The organism is Enterobacter cloacae complex sp. P29RS, assembly GCF_014893445.1.
Classification (GTDB): domain Bacteria; phylum Pseudomonadota; class Gammaproteobacteria; order Enterobacterales; family Enterobacteriaceae; genus Enterobacter; species Enterobacter intestinihominis.
Map to the genome: position 1 here is coordinate 80,961 of NZ_JADBPZ010000007.1, position 18,069 is coordinate 99,029.

Sequence of the window (18,069 nt, forward strand, 5' to 3'; positions counted from 1 at the left end):
GGTACTCTATAGCAATCATTAAAAAGAGATTTTATCCGGCAGTGCACTGCCCGTTAACGCTATGACAGAACAACAGAAATTATCCTTCCCGGTGCTGATGCAACAGCTTGATTCGCTGATGCTGCGCGATAAACAGCGGTTTGCGCGCCGTCTGCACGGCGTTAAGAAGGTTAAAAATCCTGATGCACAACAGGCCATTTACCAGGAGATGGCCAAAGAGATTGAACAGGCGGCAGGGAAAGTTGTGCTGCGTGAAGCCGCACGCCCGGAGATTACCTATCCGGAAAACCTGCCCGTCAGCCAGAAAAAACAGGACATTCTTGAGGCCGTGCGCGACCACCAGGTGGTGATCGTCGCGGGGGAAACCGGTTCAGGTAAAACCACTCAGCTGCCGAAGATCTGCATGGAATTAGGCCGCGGGGTGAAAGGGTTGATCGGTCACACCCAGCCGCGTCGTCTGGCGGCGCGCACCGTGGCGAACCGTATTGCCGACGAGCTGCAAACGGAGCCGGGCGGCTGCATCGGCTACAAGGTGCGATTCAGCGACCACGTCAGCGATAACACCATGGTTAAGCTGATGACCGACGGTATCCTGCTGGCGGAAATCCAGCAGGATCGTCTGCTGATGCAGTACGACACCATTATCATCGATGAAGCGCACGAGCGCAGCCTGAACATCGACTTCCTGCTCGGCTACCTGAAAGAGCTGCTGCCCCGGCGTCCGGATCTGAAAATCATCATCACCTCCGCGACCATCGACCCGGAGCGCTTCTCAAAACATTTCAACAATGCGCCGATCATTGAAGTCTCAGGCCGAACCTACCCGGTTGAAGTGCGCTATCGCCCGATTGTTGAAGAGGCGGACGATACCGAGCGCGACCAGCTTCAGGCCATCTTCGATGCCGTCGACGAGCTGGGCACCGAGAGTTCTGGCGACATTCTGATCTTCATGAGCGGCGAGCGTGAGATCCGCGATACCGCCGATGCGCTCAGCAAGCGCGATCTGCGCCATACCGAGATCCTGCCGCTGTACGCGCGCCTGTCCAACAGCGAGCAGAACCGCGTGTTCCAGCCGCACAGCGGGCGCCGCATCGTGCTGGCGACCAACGTGGCCGAAACCTCGCTGACCGTACCGGGCATTAAATACGTGATCGACCCGGGTACGGCGCGCATCAGCCGCTACAGCTACAGAACCAAAGTTCAGCGTCTGCCGATCGAGCCGGTTTCGCAGGCGTCAGCTAATCAGCGTAAGGGCCGCTGCGGCCGCGTGTCGGAAGGGATCTGTATTCGTCTCTATTCGGAAGACGATTTCCTGTCGCGCCCGGAGTTTACCGATCCGGAGATCCTGCGAACCAACCTGGCATCCGTTATCCTGCAAATGACCGCGCTGGGGCTGGGCGATATCGCCGCCTTCCCGTTTGTGGAAGCGCCGGATAAGCGCAATATTCAGGACGGGGTGCGGCTGCTGGAAGAGCTGGGTGCCATTACCACCGACGAGCAGGCGACGGCCTACAAGCTAACGCCGTTGGGCCGCCAGCTTAGCCAGCTGCCGGTCGACCCGCGGCTGGCGCGCATGGTGCTGGAGGCGCAAAAACACGGCTGCGTGCGCGAGGCGATGATCATCACCTCGGCGCTCTCAATTCAGGATCCGCGCGAGCGTCCGATGGACAAACAGCAGGCGTCGGATGAAAAACACCGTCGCTTCCACGATAAAGAGTCCGATTTCCTCGCATTCGTCAACCTGTGGAACTACCTCGGCGAGCAGCAAAAAGCGCTCTCTTCGAATCAGTTCCGCCGTCAGTGCCGGGTGGATTTCCTCAACTACCTGCGCGTGCGCGAATGGCAGGATATCTACACCCAACTGCGCCAGGTGGTGAAAGAGCTGGGCATCCCGGTGAACAGTGAACCGGCGGAGTACCGCGAAATTCATATCGCCCTGCTGACCGGCCTGCTGTCTCATATCGGGATGAAGGATGCGGATAAACAGGAATTTACCGGCGCACGCAACGCGCGTTTCTCCATCTTCCCGGGCTCCGGTTTGTTCAAGAAGCCGCCGAAGTGGACCATGGTCGCCGAGCTGGTGGAAACCAGCCGTCTATGGGGGCGTATTGCCGCGCGTATCGATCCAGAGTGGGTTGAGCCGGTGGCGCAGCACCTGCTGAAACGCTCGTACAGCGAGCCGCACTGGGAGCGCGGGCAGGGCGCGGTGATGGCGACGGAAAAAGTCACCGTTTACGGCCTGCCGGTGGTTGCAGCGCGTAAGGTTAACTACAGCCAGATTGACCCGGCGCTGAGTCGCGAGCTGTTTATCCGCCATGCGCTGGTGGAAGGCGACTGGCAGACGCGCCATGCGTTCTTCCGCGAAAACCTCAAGCTGCGCGCCGAGGTGGAAGAGCTTGAGCACAAGTCCCGCCGTCGCGACATTCTGGTGGACGACGAGACGCTGTTTGAGTTTTACGACCAGCGCATCAGCCACGATGTGATCTCGGCGCGCCATTTCGACAGCTGGTGGAAGAAAGCCAGCAAAGAGACCCCGGACCTGCTCAACTTTGAAAAGAGCATGCTGATCAAAGAGGGTGCGGAGTCGGTCAGCAAGCTCGACTACCCGAACTTCTGGCATCAGGGCAACCTCAAGCTGCGTCTGACCTATCAGTTTGAGCCGGGCGCGGATGCCGATGGCGTGACGGTGCACATTCCGCTGCCGCTGTTAAACCAGGTGGATGAGAGCGGGTTTGAGTGGCAAATTCCCGGCCTGCGCCGCGAGCTTGTCATTGCATTAATCAAATCCCTGCCTAAACCAGTGCGGCGCAACTTTGTACCGGCGCCGAACTACGCCGAAGCGTTTTTAGGCCGCGTCACGCCGCTGGAACTGCCGCTGCTGGACGCACTGGAGCGTGAGTTCCGACGCATGACCGGGACCACCATTGACCGCGACGACTGGAACTGGGATCAGGTGCCCGATCACCTGAAAATCACATTCCGCGTAGTGGACGATAAAAACAAAAAGCTGCTCGAAGGCCGTTCTCTGACGGAGCTGAAAGAAGCGCTGAAAGGTAAAGTCCAGGAGACGCTCTCTGCGGTGGCCGATGACGGTATTGAGCAGAGCGGGCTGCACATCTGGAGCTTTGGTCAGCTTCCGGAAAGCTATGAGCAGAAGCGCGGGAACTACAAAGTGAAAGCCTGGCCCGCGCTGGTGGATGAGCGCGACAGCGTGGCGATTAAGCTCTTTGACAATCCGCAGGAGCAACAGCAGATGATGTGGCGCGGGCTGCGTCGCCTGCTGCTGCTTAACATCCCTTCGCCGATTAAGTATCTGCACGAGAAGCTGCCGAACAAAGCCAAGCTGGGGCTCTACTTTAACCCGTACGGTAAGGTGCTGGATCTGATCGACGACTGCATCTCCTGCGGTGTGGACAAACTGATCCACGAGGCGGGCGGTCCGGTCTGGACGGAAGAGGGCTTTGCTCAGCTTCATGAAAAGGTGCGCGCGGAGCTGAACGACACCGTGGTGGAGATTGCCAAACAGGTCGAGCAGATCCTCACCGCCGTGTTCAATATCAACAAGCGCCTGAAGGGGCGGGTGGATATGACCATGGCCCTGGGTCTGTCGGACGTGAAGGCGCAGATGGCGGGGCTGGTGTATCGCGGCTTTGTCACCGGCAACGGCTTTAAGCGTCTGGGTGATACGCTGCGTTATTTGCAGGCGATTGAGAAGCGTCTGGAGAAAATGGCGGTCGATCCGCATCGCGATCGAGCGCAGATGCTGAAAGTCGAAAACGTGCAGCAGGCGTGGCAGCAGTGGCTCAACAAACTGCCGCCAGCGCGTCGCGATGACGACGACGTGCGGGAGATCCGCTGGATGCTCGAGGAGCTGCGCGTCAGCTTCTTCGCCCAGCAGCTCGGTACGCCGTATCCCATTTCGGATAAGCGTATCTTGCAGGCGATGGAGCAGATCTCCGGCTAAACCATTGCCCGGTGGCGCTGCGCTTACCGAGCCTACGGGAGAACATGTAGGCCGGGTAAGGCGTAGCCGCCACCCGGCTTTTTATCGTTCCACCATCGCTAGCGTAAACCCATCCCACCCCTTAACGCCCACCGTTTGCAGCGCGGTGGCGGTTAAGCGTGGGTTATCTCCAGTCATCTCGATAAACTTCCGTACCCCCTGCACGCGTGCATCGTCGCTTTGCCCGTTAACCACCTCGCCGTCGCGCACCACGTTATCGCCGATTATTACCGTGCCGGGACGAGAGTAGTGCAGCGCCCACTCCAGGTAGCCGGGATTGTTTGGCTTATCGGCATCAATAAAGATCAGGTCAAAGGGCGGGACGTCACCGAAATTCTCGAGCGACTTTAGCGCCGGGCCTGCAATCAGTTCTATGCGATCGCCGAGTCCCGCAAGATGAATATTTTGTCGTGCAACTGCGGCATGTGTCGGGTCCGCTTCTAGCGTAATCAACTTTCCGTCCGGCGGCAGGGCGCGCGCCATGGGGGTATCGCCAGAGGCGAAATGTAGGCCGGGTAAGGCGTAGCCGCCACCCGGCATGTTTTCACGCACTGACCCAACCGCCGCCCAGCGCTTTATACAAATCAATTTGCGCCAGCAGCAGGTTGTTTTTCACCTGTACCACGCTGGTCTGCACCGAGAACAGCGTGCGCTGTGCATCGAGCACATCCAGATAAGAAGAGTACCCGTTGCGGTAGCGGTTTTGCGCTATCCGCAGCGTCTCCTGCGCGACCGCCTGCTGAGCCAGCAGCTCGTTAAGCTGTTCCTGATAACGGGTGATGGCATCAAGGCTGTCATTCACCTCGGCAAACGCATTACGTACGGTTTTTTCGTAGCTGTACAACGCCTGATTACGCTGAGACTGGGAGATATCCACCTGTGCATTCAGCGCCTGTCGGTTCAGCAGCGGCGCAAGAATACTGCCGCCCACGCTCCAGAGCTGGAGGGGGTTATCCAGCAATCCCGACAGCGTGCGATCCTGCACCGATCCTGTGGCCGTGAGGTTGATCGACGGCAGCAGGCTGGCACGCGATGCCGCCAGCGTCGCGTCCGCCGCAATCAGCTGACGTTCAGCCTGGACGATATCCGGACGCCGGTTCAGTAACGTCGACGGCAGTTGGGAGGGCAGTTTCAGCGGCGTCAGGGCATCAAAGCTTTCACCGCGCGCAACGTTACCCGGGTTGCTGCCCAGCAGCAGGCTAAGCGCATTCTCCTGCTGCGCAATCTGGTGCTGAAGCAGTGGAACCTGAGCGCGGGTGGCGCGCAGCTCAGAATCCGATTGCATCAGCTCAAGGCGAGAGCTGTATCCCGTCTCAAACTGTCGTTTAGCAAGGTTGAACGCCTCTTCACGCGATTTCAGCGTGGACTGGGTAACGCGAAGCTGTTCATCCAGCGACAGGAGAGTGACGTACCCGGAGGCCACCGACGATGCGACCGTGAGATCTGCCGCCGCGGCCGCCGCCTTTTGTGCCTCCAGCGACGCTTCGGCGGCACGGGAGGTGCTGCGGTTTACCCCCCAGATATCCACGTCGTAGCTGGCGGTCAGGCTGCCTTTGTACAACGTACCGTATACCGGAAGGCCTGTTGCGGCGGACTGCGAGCGCGCGCGCGTCCCGGTCACGCCCGCGTCAAGCGACGGGAACAGGCTGCCGTCGGCGGCGTATACCCGGGCCTGAAACTCATTAATCCGCTCGCGGGCAATCAGCACGTCGCTGTTGTTCTTCAGCGCCTGATCCACATAGTGATTCAGATTGCTGTCGTGGAAATTACGCCACCAGAGCTGCTCTGTCGGGCTGGTTGGCCCCGACGTCGCGCGCCACTGGGCCGGGATATGCAGGGACGATGTGGCGGGCTCAACGTCAACCGACTGGCAACCCGCTAGGATAGCCATCATCAGCAGGCCGGCTATCGGGCGAAGCGTCATTGTTTTGCCTCCCGCGTGTCGATGGTGACCTGCACCGACATGCCAGGGCGCAGCAGCCGGTACGCCTCCGGCTCACCGAGTACCTCAATGCGTACCGGGATGCGCTGGGCGATTTTAACAAAGTTGCCCGTGGCGTTATCCGGGGTGATAGCGCTGAACTCGACGCCTGTGGCCGGGGATATGCTCTCCACGCGGCCCTGATAGGCTTTATCGTTTAACGCATCGACGGTGAATTTCACTGGCTGTCCGACGCGTAAATTCGCCAGCTGCGTCTCTTTGATATTGGCGATCACCCAGTGCTGCGGCGGGACCAGCGTGGTAAGGTGCGTCCCGGCGGTGACGTACGCTCCAAGACGCACCGCAATCTGCCCGAGCTGACCGTCACGCGGCGCGACAATGCGGGTGTTTTGCAGATCGATCTGCGCAAGCTCCAGCGCGGCTTTCGCATTTTCAACGTCCGCTTCCAGCGAAGCGCGATTGACGATAACCGTTTGTAGATCCTGGCGCGACATCTCAAGCGTTGCTTTCGCCTGGTCGATATCGGCGCTCCCCTGGGCAGCACTGGCCAGCGCCGCATCGCGCTCGCGAATGGACAGGGAGCCGTCTGCGGTCAGATCCTTCACGCGTTTCAGATCCGCCTGGGTTTTCAGACTTTGGGCACGGGCGTTTTTCAGTGCCGCTTCGTTTTTGGCAATCACCGCTTCCGCGCTTTTACGCTGTTGCAGGTTGTTGTTCAGCGCAGCAATTTTCATTGCCAGCTGCGCCTCGGCCTGATGGACGCGCTGGCGATAGATCCGGTCATCAATCTGCAACAGCAGGTCGCCTTTTTTAACCTGCACAAAATCCTGAACATGGACCTCAGTAATGTAGCCGTTGACTTGCGGACTGATGAACGTGGTCTGGCCGCGCACGTAGGCGTTATCAGTAAACTGGGTATGACGCGTGAACGGGGGCAACTGCCAGGCATAAAGGATCACCAGCACCCCGACAATGCCGATAGCCGCGGCGGTGAAAATGGAAACGACGCGTACATTTTTGCGGGTGTTGGCCTGCTCTTTGGCGGCATCCTGCTGACTCATAACTTCTCCTGAAAAATAGTCATTACTTATTGCCAGTGGCGTTCTTAAGGGCCATACGGGCGGTGATGCGCAGGCGCAGCAAGCGCCATAAAATCCAGACCAGCGTGGCTGTGGCAATGCTCGCCGTCAGGAGATAAGTATCGTTGTAAGCCAGAATGTTTGCCTCAAGCGTCGTCACCGTCTGAAGCTGAATAATGGCCTGGGTTCCCAACAGGGAACTGTCGCCAACCAGGCTTTTATACATCTGGGTGTAAAGCTGAATGCGTTCGTTCACCAGCGGGTTGAGGGTGGTGAGCTGGTCAGCCAGCAGGCTGGAATGGTACTTCTCGCGCCAGGTCTGGAAGGTACCAAGGATTGCAGAACCCAGCAGGCCACCAAGGTTCTGACTCATGCCAAACATTACGGAAAAGCTGACCAGATTGCGTGGTTCGGCGATCACCCCGCCAATGGCGGCCAGCATCGCAGGGGCGAGGAAGAAAGCGCTGCCGAAACCAAGCAGGAACTGGCTGAACATCAGCTGATCCGGCCGGGTCAGGTTGTTGGACTGGCTGTCCAGCAGCGAAGCAACAATCATCAGCGCCAGCGAGGTGATAATCGGCCAGGCCAGCTTAGTGGGTTTGATCGTCAGACAGCTGGTGACGATACCGCAGACGATTCCGGCGAAAATAGACCACGCCAGATGGGTCATCTGTTCATTCTGTAGGCCCGCATATTGCAGCCAGCCGATGACGCCGGTGTTCTGTTCCGCCAGTACGATGCGGATCAGCAGCATAATCAACCCCAGGCGTACGATGCTGCCGCTGGACAGCCAGCGGGTATTGAGCAGCGGGTTGCTGCGGTTATGTTCAAAGACGATTGCACAGACAATTAGCACCAGCGAGAGAGCCAACGCCCAGCCGATCCACGGTGTTTCAAACCACCATTCCAGACGCCCTAGCGACAGAACCGCGCACAACAGCGCCATACCGGGCGCAAGCAAAAAGAAGGTGATGAAATCTTTCTTCTCGAAAACTTTGCGTCGATCGCCCGGGGGCAGTTTCAGCACCATCACGCAGGCCAGTGAGATCAGGGCCAAACCCAGCTCGAAGAAGTACAGCCCACGCCACTCATCAAGCTGCAACAGCTCGGTGGAGAACAGCCGCGCCAGCGGTATCGCCAGCGACGAACCGGTAATGCCGATGGTCAGCGCCTTCAGTCGGTGCTTCGCGGGCCAGGCCTGTATCTGGTAATAAATGCCGAGCGAGCTGAGCGCGGCGGCGACCATCCCGTGTGCCGCACGTACCATCAGCGCCGAGCTGAGATCGTTCACAAACAGGTGGAAAAAGGTGACCAGCACATACAGCACCAGGAAGCCTTCCGTAAACGCGCGCAAACCGTACTGCTGGCGAAACTTTACCAGCAGCAGGTTGATAGAGACGTTAGTCATGACATAGACGGCAGGCAGCCAGGCGATTTCAGTCGACCAGGCGCCGAAGGTGCCTTGCAGATTTTGCAGATTGGCGGTGACGACCGCGTTACCCAGCGCCCCGGTCAGACACACCAGCAGGCCGACCACGCCATAGGCGATCCGTTTCGACGTTGGATGTTCCGGGGTGGAAGGGGAACCCAGCAGAGCGGGTTTCTCGTGTGGCTGCCACTCGCGAGGAGCATAAGGATCGCGTTGGGGCAGGCGCATAACGGGGTTTACCTTTAAAAATGTTGAATTGTGAGCGGGCTAATGATTCTACGGCTGACGCAAATCATAATTCAAGTGAATACGAATATTGTATGTTAATCAAATGTAGAGGGAATGATGAAGAAAAAGTGCGGCTCGCGAACGGAGCCGCAATAATATTATCGCTGTTCCGGCTGCGCCTGAAGGTGGCGTTCACGGTTGATGCGGCTGGCACAAAAAATTGCAATGAGGGAGATAGCGACCGTCACGCCCAGATACCAGGCCACGGGTACCCAGTTGCCGTCGTATTTCGCCAGCAGTCCGGTAGCTATTAGCGGTGCCGTTCCGCCCGCCAGCGCGGCCCCAAGTTGATAACCCAGCGTGATACCGGTGTAGCGAACGTTGGCACTGAAAATTTCAGAGCAGAGCGTGCCGAGAACCGCCGTCACCGGTGCCCACAGTACGCCAAAAGCGATAACGGTCGCGAGCACAATTCCCCAGGTGGTACCGGTATTCAGCAGCATAAACCAGGGCACGATAAACAGGCCGAGCACGAAGACACTGACGGCGTATATACGCTGGCGGCCAACCCTGTCGGAGAGCAGACCCATCAGCGGGATCATGATAGTGGCGACCAGTGCGCCAAGAGTTACTGCCTCCAGCGCCTGGGATTTCTGATAGGTCAGGGTGGTAGTGGCGTAGCTCACCACAAACGTGGAGAAAATATAGAACGGTGCTGTCTCCACAACCTTAAGCCCGGCGGCAATTAGCACTTCACGCCAGTGGTGTTTTATGGTGTCGCGCAGCGGAGCTTTCGCAACCTGGCCGGATTTTTTCACTTTCTGGAAATCAGGCGTTTCGTCAATATCTTTCCGGATCCAAAGCCCCAATATTACCAGCACGGAACTGAGCAGGAACGGAATGCGCCAGCCCCAGGAGAGAAAATCCTCTTCGCTGAACAGCGTCATTAGCGAGACGATAAATGTCGCCATCAACATGCCGATGGTAACGCCCGCCTGCGGAATACTGCCGAAGAAGCCTTTGCGTTTTTCTGGAGCATACTCATAAGCCAGCAGCAGCGCGCCACCCCATTCACCGCCGATACCCATCCCCTGAATAATACGCATCAGGATCAGCAACGCGGGCGCCCACATCCCGATCATGTCGTAGGTGGGCAGCAGGCCAATCATCACGGTTGCACCTCCCATCAATGAAAGGGTGAGGACAAGCGTTTTTTTGCGACCGATACGATCCCCGATATGTGCAAAGAGAACGCCGCCAATGGGGCGAATAAAAAAGGTCAACGAGAAGGAGAGATAGGAGAGGATCAGCCCGATTACCGGGTCGACCATCGGAAAGAAAATCTTGTTAAACACCAGCGCGGCAGCGGTGCCATAGAGAAAATAATCAAACCATTCAATAGAACTTCCCGTAAGACTGGCAATTAATACCTTTTTGTTTTTCCGCAATACCGTTGTCGTGCTCTCATGTTGTGTCATGACTCAAAACTCCGCCACGTGGATGATAATAGAGGTGTTACCCGGCGCGCTTCAGGTGCAACCTGTCGGTGTGTAATGGTTGTGAAATTGTTAAGCAACTTAGGGTTGGATGTTACGTTTGGCAAGTCAGCCAGAACTAAAACGGGTCAGATCACGATGGATTAAGCAGCAACTGGTGCTTTTTCAGCACGCTGTTGTGGCAGGATGTGTTGAAGGGCAGATAATCAAAAGCACAAACTCAGGGTGCAACCCAATTGTTTTTGGATGTTTCTGGTTATTTCATCAAAATGACAAATATGCAGCGTAATGAGCACCTCGGCTTTCAGAGTGATCTCCTTTTCACCCCCGTTGTGTGAAGTACTCTAAAGATTAATGCTGTAAGGAGGTAACGATGACAATGGCACTTTTCCCCTGTCTGCCTGGCACAACACTCGACGCCGTGAATACCGTTGGGGCGTGGCTTGCTCAGGACGACTATCAGGACAACCAGCCCGTTGATCTGGTGATTCTGGCGGGTAACGCGGTGATCCCCGCGATTGATGCTGCCTGTAAAATCGCGGCTGAACAGGGGGTTCCTCTGATCATCAGCGGCGGGATCGGTCACTCGACGACCTTCCTCTACGCCGCGATTGCTAAGCACCCCCGCTATAACAGGATACCCACCACCGGGCGGGCTGAGGCGGCTATTCTGGCCGACATCGCCCGTGAATTCTGGAACATTCCGGCTGAGCATCTTCACGTTGAGGATCAGTCGACCAACTGTGGCGAAAACGCCCGCTTCAGCCGGGCGTTGATGAAACAGTCCGGACTGAATGCCGCCCGGGTGCTGGTAGTGCAGGACCCGACGATGCAGCGTCGCACAATGGCTACGTTTGCCCGCGTTTGCCGCGACGAGGCTGCATCGCCCGCATGGATGAGTCATCCCGGCCTGACGCCCGTGCTGCAAAACAGTGACGACGGTCTGGCGTTCAGCGGCCCGGTCGAGGGGTTATGGCCGGTAGAACGTTACCTGTCGCTGGTGCTGGGTGAATTTCCGCGACTCAGGGACGACATCAACGGCTACGGTCCGGCGGGACGTGATTTCATTGCCCATGTCGATATCCCTGCCGACGTGGACGCCGCGTGGCAGATCCTGCGAAACGACGTCATTCTCACCGACGCGCTGGTGAGCCGTTCTCTGCTGTAATGCTCTTGCCCGTTTGCGCCATCTTTTACGCAAACGGGCAGCCTTTGTTGCCGATTTGTGATTTTTGAAACGGGCTGACCCGTTTCTTTTATGAGATATCTCACAAAAACAGACTCATAGAGTAGGCAATTGCCCCGGTAATTATAGTTTTTAACATTAAGTTTACTTGTTAAAAACAGTGTGATTACAGGAGCAGGTTATGACAGTACCCGTACAACATCCTATGTATATTGATGGACAGTTTGTTGCCTGGCAGGGTGATGCCTGGATTGACGTGATCAATCCGGCCACGGAAGAGGTCATTTCCCGTATTCCCGATGGCACCGCCGAGGACGCCCGCAAGGCCATTGACGCGGCAGAGCGCGCGCAGGCTGGCTGGGAGGCGCTGCCTGCCATTGAACGCGCCAGCTGGCTACGCAAAATTTCCGCCGGGATCCGCGAGCGCGTCAGCGAAATCAGCGCGCTGATCGTGGCCGAAGGGGGCAAGATCCAGCAGCTGGCGGAAGTGGAGGTTAACTTTACCGCTGACTATATCGACTATATGGCCGAGTGGGCGCGCCGTTATGAAGGGGAAATCATTCAGAGCGACCGTCCGGGCGAGAATATTCTGGTGTTTAAGCGCGCCCTTGGCGTCACCACCGGCATTCTGCCGTGGAACTTTCCCTTCTTCCTGATTGCCCGTAAGCTCGCTCCTGCGCTAATCACCGGCAACACCATCGTTATCAAACCGAGCGAATTTACCCCAAACAACGCCATTGCGTTTGCCAAAATCGTCGACGAGATTGGCCTGCCGAAAGGCGTCTTCAACCTGGTGCTGGGCCGCGGTGAAACCGTCGGACAGGAGCTGGCCGGGAACCCGAAAGTGGCGATGGTCAGCATGACCGGCAGCGTCGGGGCGGGTGAGAAGATCATGGCCGCGGCTGCGAAAAACATCACCAAAGTGGGGCTGGAGCTGGGTGGTAAAGCCCCGGCCATCGTGATGGACGATGCCGACCTCGAGCTGGCCGTGAAGGCCATTGTGGATTCACGTGTCATCAATACCGGACAGGTGTGTAACTGCGCGGAACGTGTCTATGTTCAGAAGGGGATCTACGACCGCTTTGTGAATCGTCTGGGTGAGGCAATGAAAGCCGTCCAGTTTGGCAATCCGGCTGAGCGAACGGATATCGGCATGGGGCCGCTGATCAACGCCGCCGCGCTGGAGCGTGTGGAGCAGAAGGTGGCGCGCGCGGTGCAGGAAGGGGCTAAAGTGGTCCTTGGCGGTAAAGCGGCAGAGGGCAAAGGGTATTTTTATCCCCCAACGCTGCTGCTGGACGTACGTCAGGACATGGCCATCATGCACGAAGAGACCTTTGGCCCGGTGTTGCCGGTGGTGGCTTTCGACACCCTGGAAGAGGCCCTGAAAATGGCCAACGACAGCGACTACGGTTTAACCTCGTCTGTATATACGCAGGATCTGAATGTCGCCATGAAAGCCATTAAAGGGCTTAAGTTCGGCGAGACCTACATTAACCGTGAAAACTTTGAAGCGATGCAGGGCTTCCATGCGGGCTGGCGGAAATCCGGGATCGGCGGGGCGGATGGCAAACACGGGCTGAATGAGTATTTGCAGACGCAGGTAGTCTATTTACAGTCGTAATCAGGAGCCCCCTCCATGCGAGATAATGTGTGCACGGAGCAGTTCCCTCGCCCCTTTGGGGAGAGGGTTAGGGTGAGGGGAACATACGGCTCTGGTGGTCATTCCGTTCACTTTAGGTTCCTTGCTACTCTGTAACAAAATGACCGGTGAACGTGCCAGGGTGGCTCAGTCGCCACCACCCTGGCGACCCGGGCTCCCGGCGGTAAATCGCCGCTTCGCGGTCCCTTCGGCTTATTCCTTCCGGCTTATCGGGGACGGGCGGAGGTAACATCCCTGTAAAGCCCGCCCTCTCGGCGCATCCCTGCGCCTCGCCCCGGCCGGAAGGCAAACGCCTCAGCGATTTACAGCCGGACCTGGGCATCGCTGTAATCCCTCCGTTATTCTGAAGGCACGTTAATGCTTCTGATTTCAAATAACTGGGAATACTCGGCCCTCCGTAAAAGGGGGTTCACATTTTCAGGAAAGGTGGTTATGTTGGCGCGATAACTGTTATTTATCGGGAAACAACATGCGCACAAAATATACGGGTCTGCAAATCAGCATTCACTGGCTGGTTTTTCTGTTAGTGATTATGGCCTATTGCGCCATGGAATTCAGAGGCTGGTTCCCGCGAACCGATCGTCCGCTTATTAATATGATCCACGTTTCCTGCGGGATCAGCATCCTGGTGCTGATGGTGGCGCGCCTGCTTATCCGCCTGAAATTCCCGGCTCCGCCCATTCAACCGAAACCAAAAGCGATGATCACCGGGCTGTCCCATCTGGGGCATCTGGTTATCTACCTGCTGTTTATTGCGCTGCCGCTGATCGGCATGGTGATGATGTATAACCGGGGAAATGACTGGTTTGCGTTTGGCCTGACGATGCCGCATGCGGCGGAGGGGAATTTTGACCTGGTGGATACGCTAAAAGCGTGGCACGTAACGCTGGCGAATCTGGGGTATTTTGTGATTGGTTTGCACGCCTTTGCCGCGCTGATGCATCACTATTTCTGGAAAGACAATACGCTGCTGCGCATGATGCCGAAAAAGCGTCAGTGACCGATAATGCCCTGCCAACCCGCAGGGCATTTTTTTTGCGGCTTATTGCAGTTGCGCGCGCTCCTGCGCCGTTAAATCCAGTTCCTGAGTTGTACCCGTTTCTGAAGATTTTACCGCCGCTTCCAGCACCGCCATCACCGCCAGGGCTTCCACCGGATGGACCGGATTGTCAATCTTGCCGTTCAGGGCATCGCGCACGTTTATATAGTACTGCCGCTGGTCGCCTTTTGGCGCAGGGATAGCGCTGGCTTCACCCTGGGCATTAAACAGCACCATAGCGTCGCTGTCCTCACCCCAGCTTTCGCTACCCGGAATGACGCCTGCCAGAAGCTGGGCTTCCTGCTGATCGATGCGCGCTTTCACCACGCTGGCCTTATCGCCGTGGACGGTAAAGCGGGCAACGCCGCCTGCCACCAGCATGCTGCAATGGAGGACCACTTTGTGTTCAGGATAGTTCAGCACCACGTGCGCCCAGTCGTTAATTTCCGCACCGTCACGCAGGGTGGCGATGTTGCCCTGTACCGACAGCGGCAGACCAAAAAGCTGTAGCGTCTGGTCAATCATGTGCGGGCCTAAGTCGAACCACAGGCCACTGCCGGGAACATTTTGCTCTCTCCAGCGCACGCGAACCTCCGGGCGGAAACGATCGATATGCGATTCAAAGTGTTTTACCTTGCCGATACTGCCTTGCTCAATCACCTGCTTAATGCCGAGAAAATCGCTGTCCCAGCGGCGGTTATGGAAGACAGAGAGCAGGCGTTGTTTTTCTTGCGCAAGCGCAATCAGGTCTCGCGCTTCCTGCATATCCAGCGTAAATGGCTTATCCACCACTACGTGCTTGCCGGCGTTGAGCGCCAGGGTGGCCAGCGGCGCATGGGTCGCATTAGGGGAGGCGATAACCACCAGGTCGATATCCGGGTGCTGAATAGCCTCTTCAGGGGTGGCAACAACGAGGACGTCCGGCAGATCGCGTTTGACCTTTTCTTCATCCCGGGATGAGACCACCGCCAGCTTCAGGCCGTCGACGGACTGGATCAGCGGGGCATGAAACGTCTTACCCACAAAACCATACCCGATCAGCGCAATATTCATTGTCTTCACTTTATTCATGACCTTCTCCACGTTAATGCGCGCAAACGGTAACCTGCACGGCGCTATGGTCCCCGAGCTCTGCCCAGGGACGATCTAAAAACAGTTGATGAATCTGGGATAACCCTGAAACCAGATAAGGTTCGCACTGGTTGAGTTTCAGATGATCGGCGACTACCCAGTGCGCCTGGCTTGCGGCCAGCATGGCACGCTTCACCTCGGCATCCGCCTCCTGACTGGCGCTCAATCCGAGCTCGGCATGAATGGCGCATGCGCCAAGGATGGCGATATCCGCCCGGTAGCGAGAGAGCAGCGAAAGGGTGGCGCTTCCGGCAAACAGGCGCTGTTTCTGATCCCACTTTCCACCAAGCAGGATCAGATCGATATCTTCCCGATCGCTAACCTGCTGGGCGATATCAAGAGAAGGGGTGATGATGGTCAGCGGTCCCTGCAGGAAAGAGGCAACGGCCAGAAGTGTGCTTCCGGCGTCCAGAAAAAGCGTCGAGCCCGCAGGTACGCACTGCGCAACCTGTTTACCCAGCCGCTGCTTGATTTCAGGCAGTAAGGTATTCCTGCTAACTCGGTTCATCGTCGAGAGATTCAGCGCGATGGCGCCGCCATGGTTTTTTTGCGCCAGTCCCTGTTTTTCCAGATCGGTCAGATCGCGACGGATGGTATCCGCCGAAACCTGCAACTTTTCTGCCAGCTCAGTAATGCTGGCCTGGCCTTGTTCAGTAATAATTTCAAGTACATATTTCTGTCTGGCAGTTTTATGCATGGGTGCAGTATCCTGCAAAATGTCGCAATACTATGCAGTTTACAGCATTTTACAAGAAAGGGAATCGTAACAGGAGGGGGATGTTGTCCAAAAACAGTTTGATAAGGTGAATATTGAATTAGCATTAATCAGTCATCAAAAACATGTATGTATCGTTTAGACCTGATGTTAACGCTATGTTTTACATAGAAATTTGGTTGAAGCTACCGAATAAGGAGTTCGAATAAGAATATAAAACCAGATTATAAATATAAATTGGTGCTTATATCTATTAGATATTCTTTTTAAAGTAAAATAATTTAATATTAATCAGCGAATGACTTAAATTGACAGTTCTTTGAAAATCTTTGTGTCTGATTCGCGATGAAATAAACGCAAAAATGTACATCAAGGTGTTTCAGAATTTTCCTTAAATTACAGAGGGTTTATATGTTTCAGCGTAAACGCATCTAATAGCCATTTGTCCAGAAACCCCATCTTTTTTCTTATTTGTAACACCGCATTAACACTACAGGTGTGGTCGCTCATATCACATTTTGTTATGCTGCGAATCAATAAATATTTAAGTAAATTCTTAAAAGAAAAAAAGAGATTGTACGGCTCTCATCTCAATTGAAATGGGTGTGGGCGACTATTGGCGGAATTTATCAAACAGGAGTGGGGCAAATAGGGTGAATTATTTGTACCTCTTCCTGGTAATTATTTAGCCATCACCTGAAGTCGGGGGTATTATAAAGATGAAATGCAATAACAGGATGCTCAGATTATCTGCTTCCCTGACCTTAATTTCACTGGTGGTGACAGCGGCTCATGCAACTAACGGTCTGGTAGGAATATCTCCCGTTGCGGCAATGACGATGAAAGAAAGTATTCTTTTCGCTCTTGACCGCGACCCGTCGGTGAGTCAGCAGGCTGCACAGCTGGGGATTGGCCAGGCACAAATAGACGAAGCGCGTAGTGGCTGGATGCCACAAATAGCCCTGAACGGGAGTACGGGTCACAGCCAGACCACCGATTCGAGCGGCTCGTTGCGAAATTCCGCAGCCTGGGGGCTGAGCCTGACGCAGCTTGTGTACGATTTTGGCAAGACCAATAACAGCATCAGCCAGTCTTCAGCTCAGCGTGACAGCTATCGCTACCAACTGATGAGCACGATGTCTGCCGTCGCGGAAAAAACGGCCCTCAGCTATGTGGAAGTGAAACGCTACAGCGATCTGCTACAGGCGGCAACAGAGAACGTGCAGGCGCTTAAAAACGTTGAGCAGCTGGCAAAACTCCGCGCCGATGCAGGCGTAAGCTCCACCTCTGATGAGCTTCAGACCCGCACCCGTATTGCCGGAATGCAGGCGACGGTAGAGCAGTACAATGCGTCCCTGAACAGCGCCCGCGCGCGGCTGGCGGTATTGACTGGCATACAGACTGAACGCTATTCACCGGTTCCGGGAGGTCTGGCCGTGGAGCCGGATTCTCTCAATCGGATTGATTATTCACTGATCCCAACGGTGATGGCCGCGCAGAACATGGAGCGATCAGCCCAGTACGGCGTAGAAACCGCGAAGTCTCAGCACTGGCCAACCTTAAGCCTGAAAGGGGGCCGCACCCGGTACGAGTCTGATAATCGCGCGTACTGGGATGATCAGATCCAGCTCAATATTGATGCACCGCTTTATCAGGGCGGCGCGGTCTCGGCGCGCGTCCGTCAGGCCGAGGGCGCAAGGGCAATGGCATCGTCTCAGGTCGATCAGGCCCGTTTTGATGTCCTGCAAAAAGCCTCCGTCGCACAGGCCGACTGGACCGGGGCGCAAGGACGTATGGAGGCCGGAAAACGTCAGCTGGAAAATGCGTTGCGCGCCCGCGACGTCTACAAAAATGAATATACCCTGAGCAAGCGCAGCATTAACGATCTGCTCAGCGTGGAGCAGGATGTCTGGTCTGCCACCTCAGCGAAAATAATGGCTGAATACGATGGCTGGAGCGCGGCGATTAATTACGCCTCCGCGGTGGATAATCTCATGCCGCTTATCGGAATAGAGAAAAACGCTGCCGCGAAATTACCTGATTTGAGTTAAAAAAGGCGCGCCTTTCTGCGCGAAATAAGTCAGACAATAATGGGTGGTTTTTCCCAGGGATAGTTACATCCCTCTGGTGGACATAACCACAGGAATACGCGCACCTGCAA

The 18,069-nt window shown here is 56.1% G+C and carries 11 protein-coding genes and 1 pseudogene; 5 read left to right on the plus strand and 7 right to left on the minus strand.

Annotation, left to right across the window (positions count from 1 at the left end; all coding sequences use genetic code 11):
* Nucleotides 1-61: 61 nt before the first annotated feature.
* On the plus strand, nucleotides 62-3,964 hold the full coding sequence (gene hrpA, locus IM282_RS07200; protein WP_192970275.1) for an ATP-dependent RNA helicase HrpA: 3,903 nt from the start codon (nucleotides 62-64) through the stop codon (nucleotides 3,962-3,964).
* Between the two features lie 81 nt (nucleotides 3,965-4,045).
* Here the strand turns inward: hrpA and IM282_RS07205 are convergent.
* The 5 genes and pseudogenes from IM282_RS07205 to IM282_RS07225 all read right to left on the minus strand — a co-directional run.
* A pseudogene (locus tag IM282_RS07205) lies at nucleotides 4,046-4,486 on the minus strand (O-methyltransferase); the annotation flags it as partial.
* A 61-nt stretch (nucleotides 4,487-4,547) separates the two neighbouring features.
* Nucleotides 4,548-5,927: an efflux transporter outer membrane subunit gene (locus IM282_RS07210; RefSeq protein WP_058646681.1), complete on the minus strand. Its 1,380-nt coding sequence runs from the start codon at nucleotides 5,925-5,927 to the stop codon at nucleotides 4,548-4,550.
* Nucleotides 5,924-7,006 carry an HlyD family secretion protein gene (locus IM282_RS07215; RefSeq protein ID WP_032624299.1) on the minus strand — a complete coding sequence of 361 codons (1,083 nt, stop codon included), beginning with the start codon at nucleotides 7,004-7,006 and terminating at the stop codon, nucleotides 5,924-5,926. The genes IM282_RS07210 and IM282_RS07215 overlap by 4 nt, the downstream gene beginning before the upstream one ends.
* A gap of 22 nt (nucleotides 7,007-7,028) precedes the next feature.
* The gene (locus IM282_RS07220) at nucleotides 7,029-8,681 is read right to left on the minus strand and encodes an MFS transporter (RefSeq protein ID WP_023300055.1); all 1,653 of its coding nucleotides are present in this window, start codon (nucleotides 8,679-8,681) and stop codon (nucleotides 7,029-7,031) included.
* Between the two features lie 158 nt (nucleotides 8,682-8,839).
* On the minus strand, nucleotides 8,840-10,159 hold the full coding sequence (locus IM282_RS07225; protein ID WP_192970276.1) for an MFS transporter: 1,320 nt from the start codon (nucleotides 10,157-10,159) through the stop codon (nucleotides 8,840-8,842).
* 391 nt (nucleotides 10,160-10,550) lie between these two features.
* Here IM282_RS07225 and IM282_RS07230 point away from each other — a divergent pair, with 391 nt between their 5' ends.
* The 3 genes from IM282_RS07230 to cybB all read left to right on the plus strand — a co-directional run bounded on the left by IM282_RS07230 (nucleotide 10,551) and on the right by cybB (nucleotide 14,023).
* Nucleotides 10,551-11,345 carry a YdcF family protein gene (locus IM282_RS07230; protein WP_022648057.1) on the plus strand — a complete coding sequence of 265 codons (795 nt, stop codon included), beginning with the start codon at nucleotides 10,551-10,553 and terminating at the stop codon, nucleotides 11,343-11,345.
* A 199-nt stretch (nucleotides 11,346-11,544) separates the two neighbouring features.
* Complete coding sequence (gene aldA, locus IM282_RS07235) at nucleotides 11,545-12,984, plus strand: aldehyde dehydrogenase (RefSeq protein ID WP_192970277.1); 1,440 nt, start codon at nucleotides 11,545-11,547, stop codon at nucleotides 12,982-12,984.
* A 508-nt stretch (nucleotides 12,985-13,492) separates the two neighbouring features.
* Nucleotides 13,493-14,023: a cytochrome b561 gene (gene cybB, locus IM282_RS07240; RefSeq protein WP_023300059.1), complete on the plus strand. Its 531-nt coding sequence runs from the start codon at nucleotides 13,493-13,495 to the stop codon at nucleotides 14,021-14,023.
* 42 nt (nucleotides 14,024-14,065) lie between these two features.
* Here the strand turns inward: cybB and IM282_RS07245 are convergent, their stop codons facing one another.
* On the minus strand, nucleotides 14,066-15,133 hold the full coding sequence (locus IM282_RS07245; protein ID WP_038416023.1) for an oxidoreductase: 1,068 nt from the start codon (nucleotides 15,131-15,133) through the stop codon (nucleotides 14,066-14,068).
* Between the two features lie 13 nt (nucleotides 15,134-15,146).
* Nucleotides 15,147-15,890 carry a DeoR/GlpR family DNA-binding transcription regulator gene (locus IM282_RS07250; protein WP_022648061.1) on the minus strand — a complete coding sequence of 248 codons (744 nt, stop codon included), beginning with the start codon at nucleotides 15,888-15,890 and terminating at the stop codon, nucleotides 15,147-15,149.
* A gap of 737 nt (nucleotides 15,891-16,627) precedes the next feature.
* Between IM282_RS07250 and IM282_RS07255 the strand changes: the two genes are divergently transcribed.
* On the plus strand, nucleotides 16,628-17,959 hold the full coding sequence (locus tag IM282_RS07255) for a TolC family outer membrane protein (protein WP_046621616.1): 1,332 nt from the start codon (nucleotides 16,628-16,630) through the stop codon (nucleotides 17,957-17,959).
* The last annotated feature ends 110 nt before the right edge of the window (nucleotides 17,960-18,069 follow it).

What these genes read in the sequence shown, in the direction of transcription:
- hrpA (WP_192970275.1), top strand. Translation starts at nt 62, where the DNA reads ATGACAGAACAACAGAAATTATCCTTCCCGGTGCTGATGCAACAGCTT.
- IM282_RS07210 (WP_058646681.1), bottom strand. Translation starts at nt 5,927, where the DNA reads ATGACGCTTCGCCCGATAGCCGGCCTGCTGATGATGGCTATCCTAGCG.
- IM282_RS07215 (WP_032624299.1), bottom strand. Translation starts at nt 7,006, where the DNA reads ATGAGTCAGCAGGATGCCGCCAAAGAGCAGGCCAACACCCGCAAAAAT.
- IM282_RS07220 (WP_023300055.1), bottom strand. Translation starts at nt 8,681, where the DNA reads ATGCGCCTGCCCCAACGCGATCCTTATGCTCCTCGCGAGTGGCAGCCA.
- IM282_RS07225 (WP_192970276.1), bottom strand. Translation starts at nt 10,159, where the DNA reads ATGACACAACATGAGAGCACGACAACGGTATTGCGGAAAAACAAAAAG.
- IM282_RS07230 (WP_022648057.1), top strand. Translation starts at nt 10,551, where the DNA reads ATGACAATGGCACTTTTCCCCTGTCTGCCTGGCACAACACTCGACGCC.
- aldA (WP_192970277.1), top strand. Translation starts at nt 11,545, where the DNA reads ATGACAGTACCCGTACAACATCCTATGTATATTGATGGACAGTTTGTT.
- cybB (WP_023300059.1), top strand. Translation starts at nt 13,493, where the DNA reads ATGCGCACAAAATATACGGGTCTGCAAATCAGCATTCACTGGCTGGTT.
- IM282_RS07245 (WP_038416023.1), bottom strand. Translation starts at nt 15,133, where the DNA reads ATGAATAAAGTGAAGACAATGAATATTGCGCTGATCGGGTATGGTTTT.
- IM282_RS07250 (WP_022648061.1), bottom strand. Translation starts at nt 15,890, where the DNA reads ATGCATAAAACTGCCAGACAGAAATATGTACTTGAAATTATTACTGAA.
- IM282_RS07255 (WP_046621616.1), top strand. Translation starts at nt 16,628, where the DNA reads ATGAAATGCAATAACAGGATGCTCAGATTATCTGCTTCCCTGACCTTA.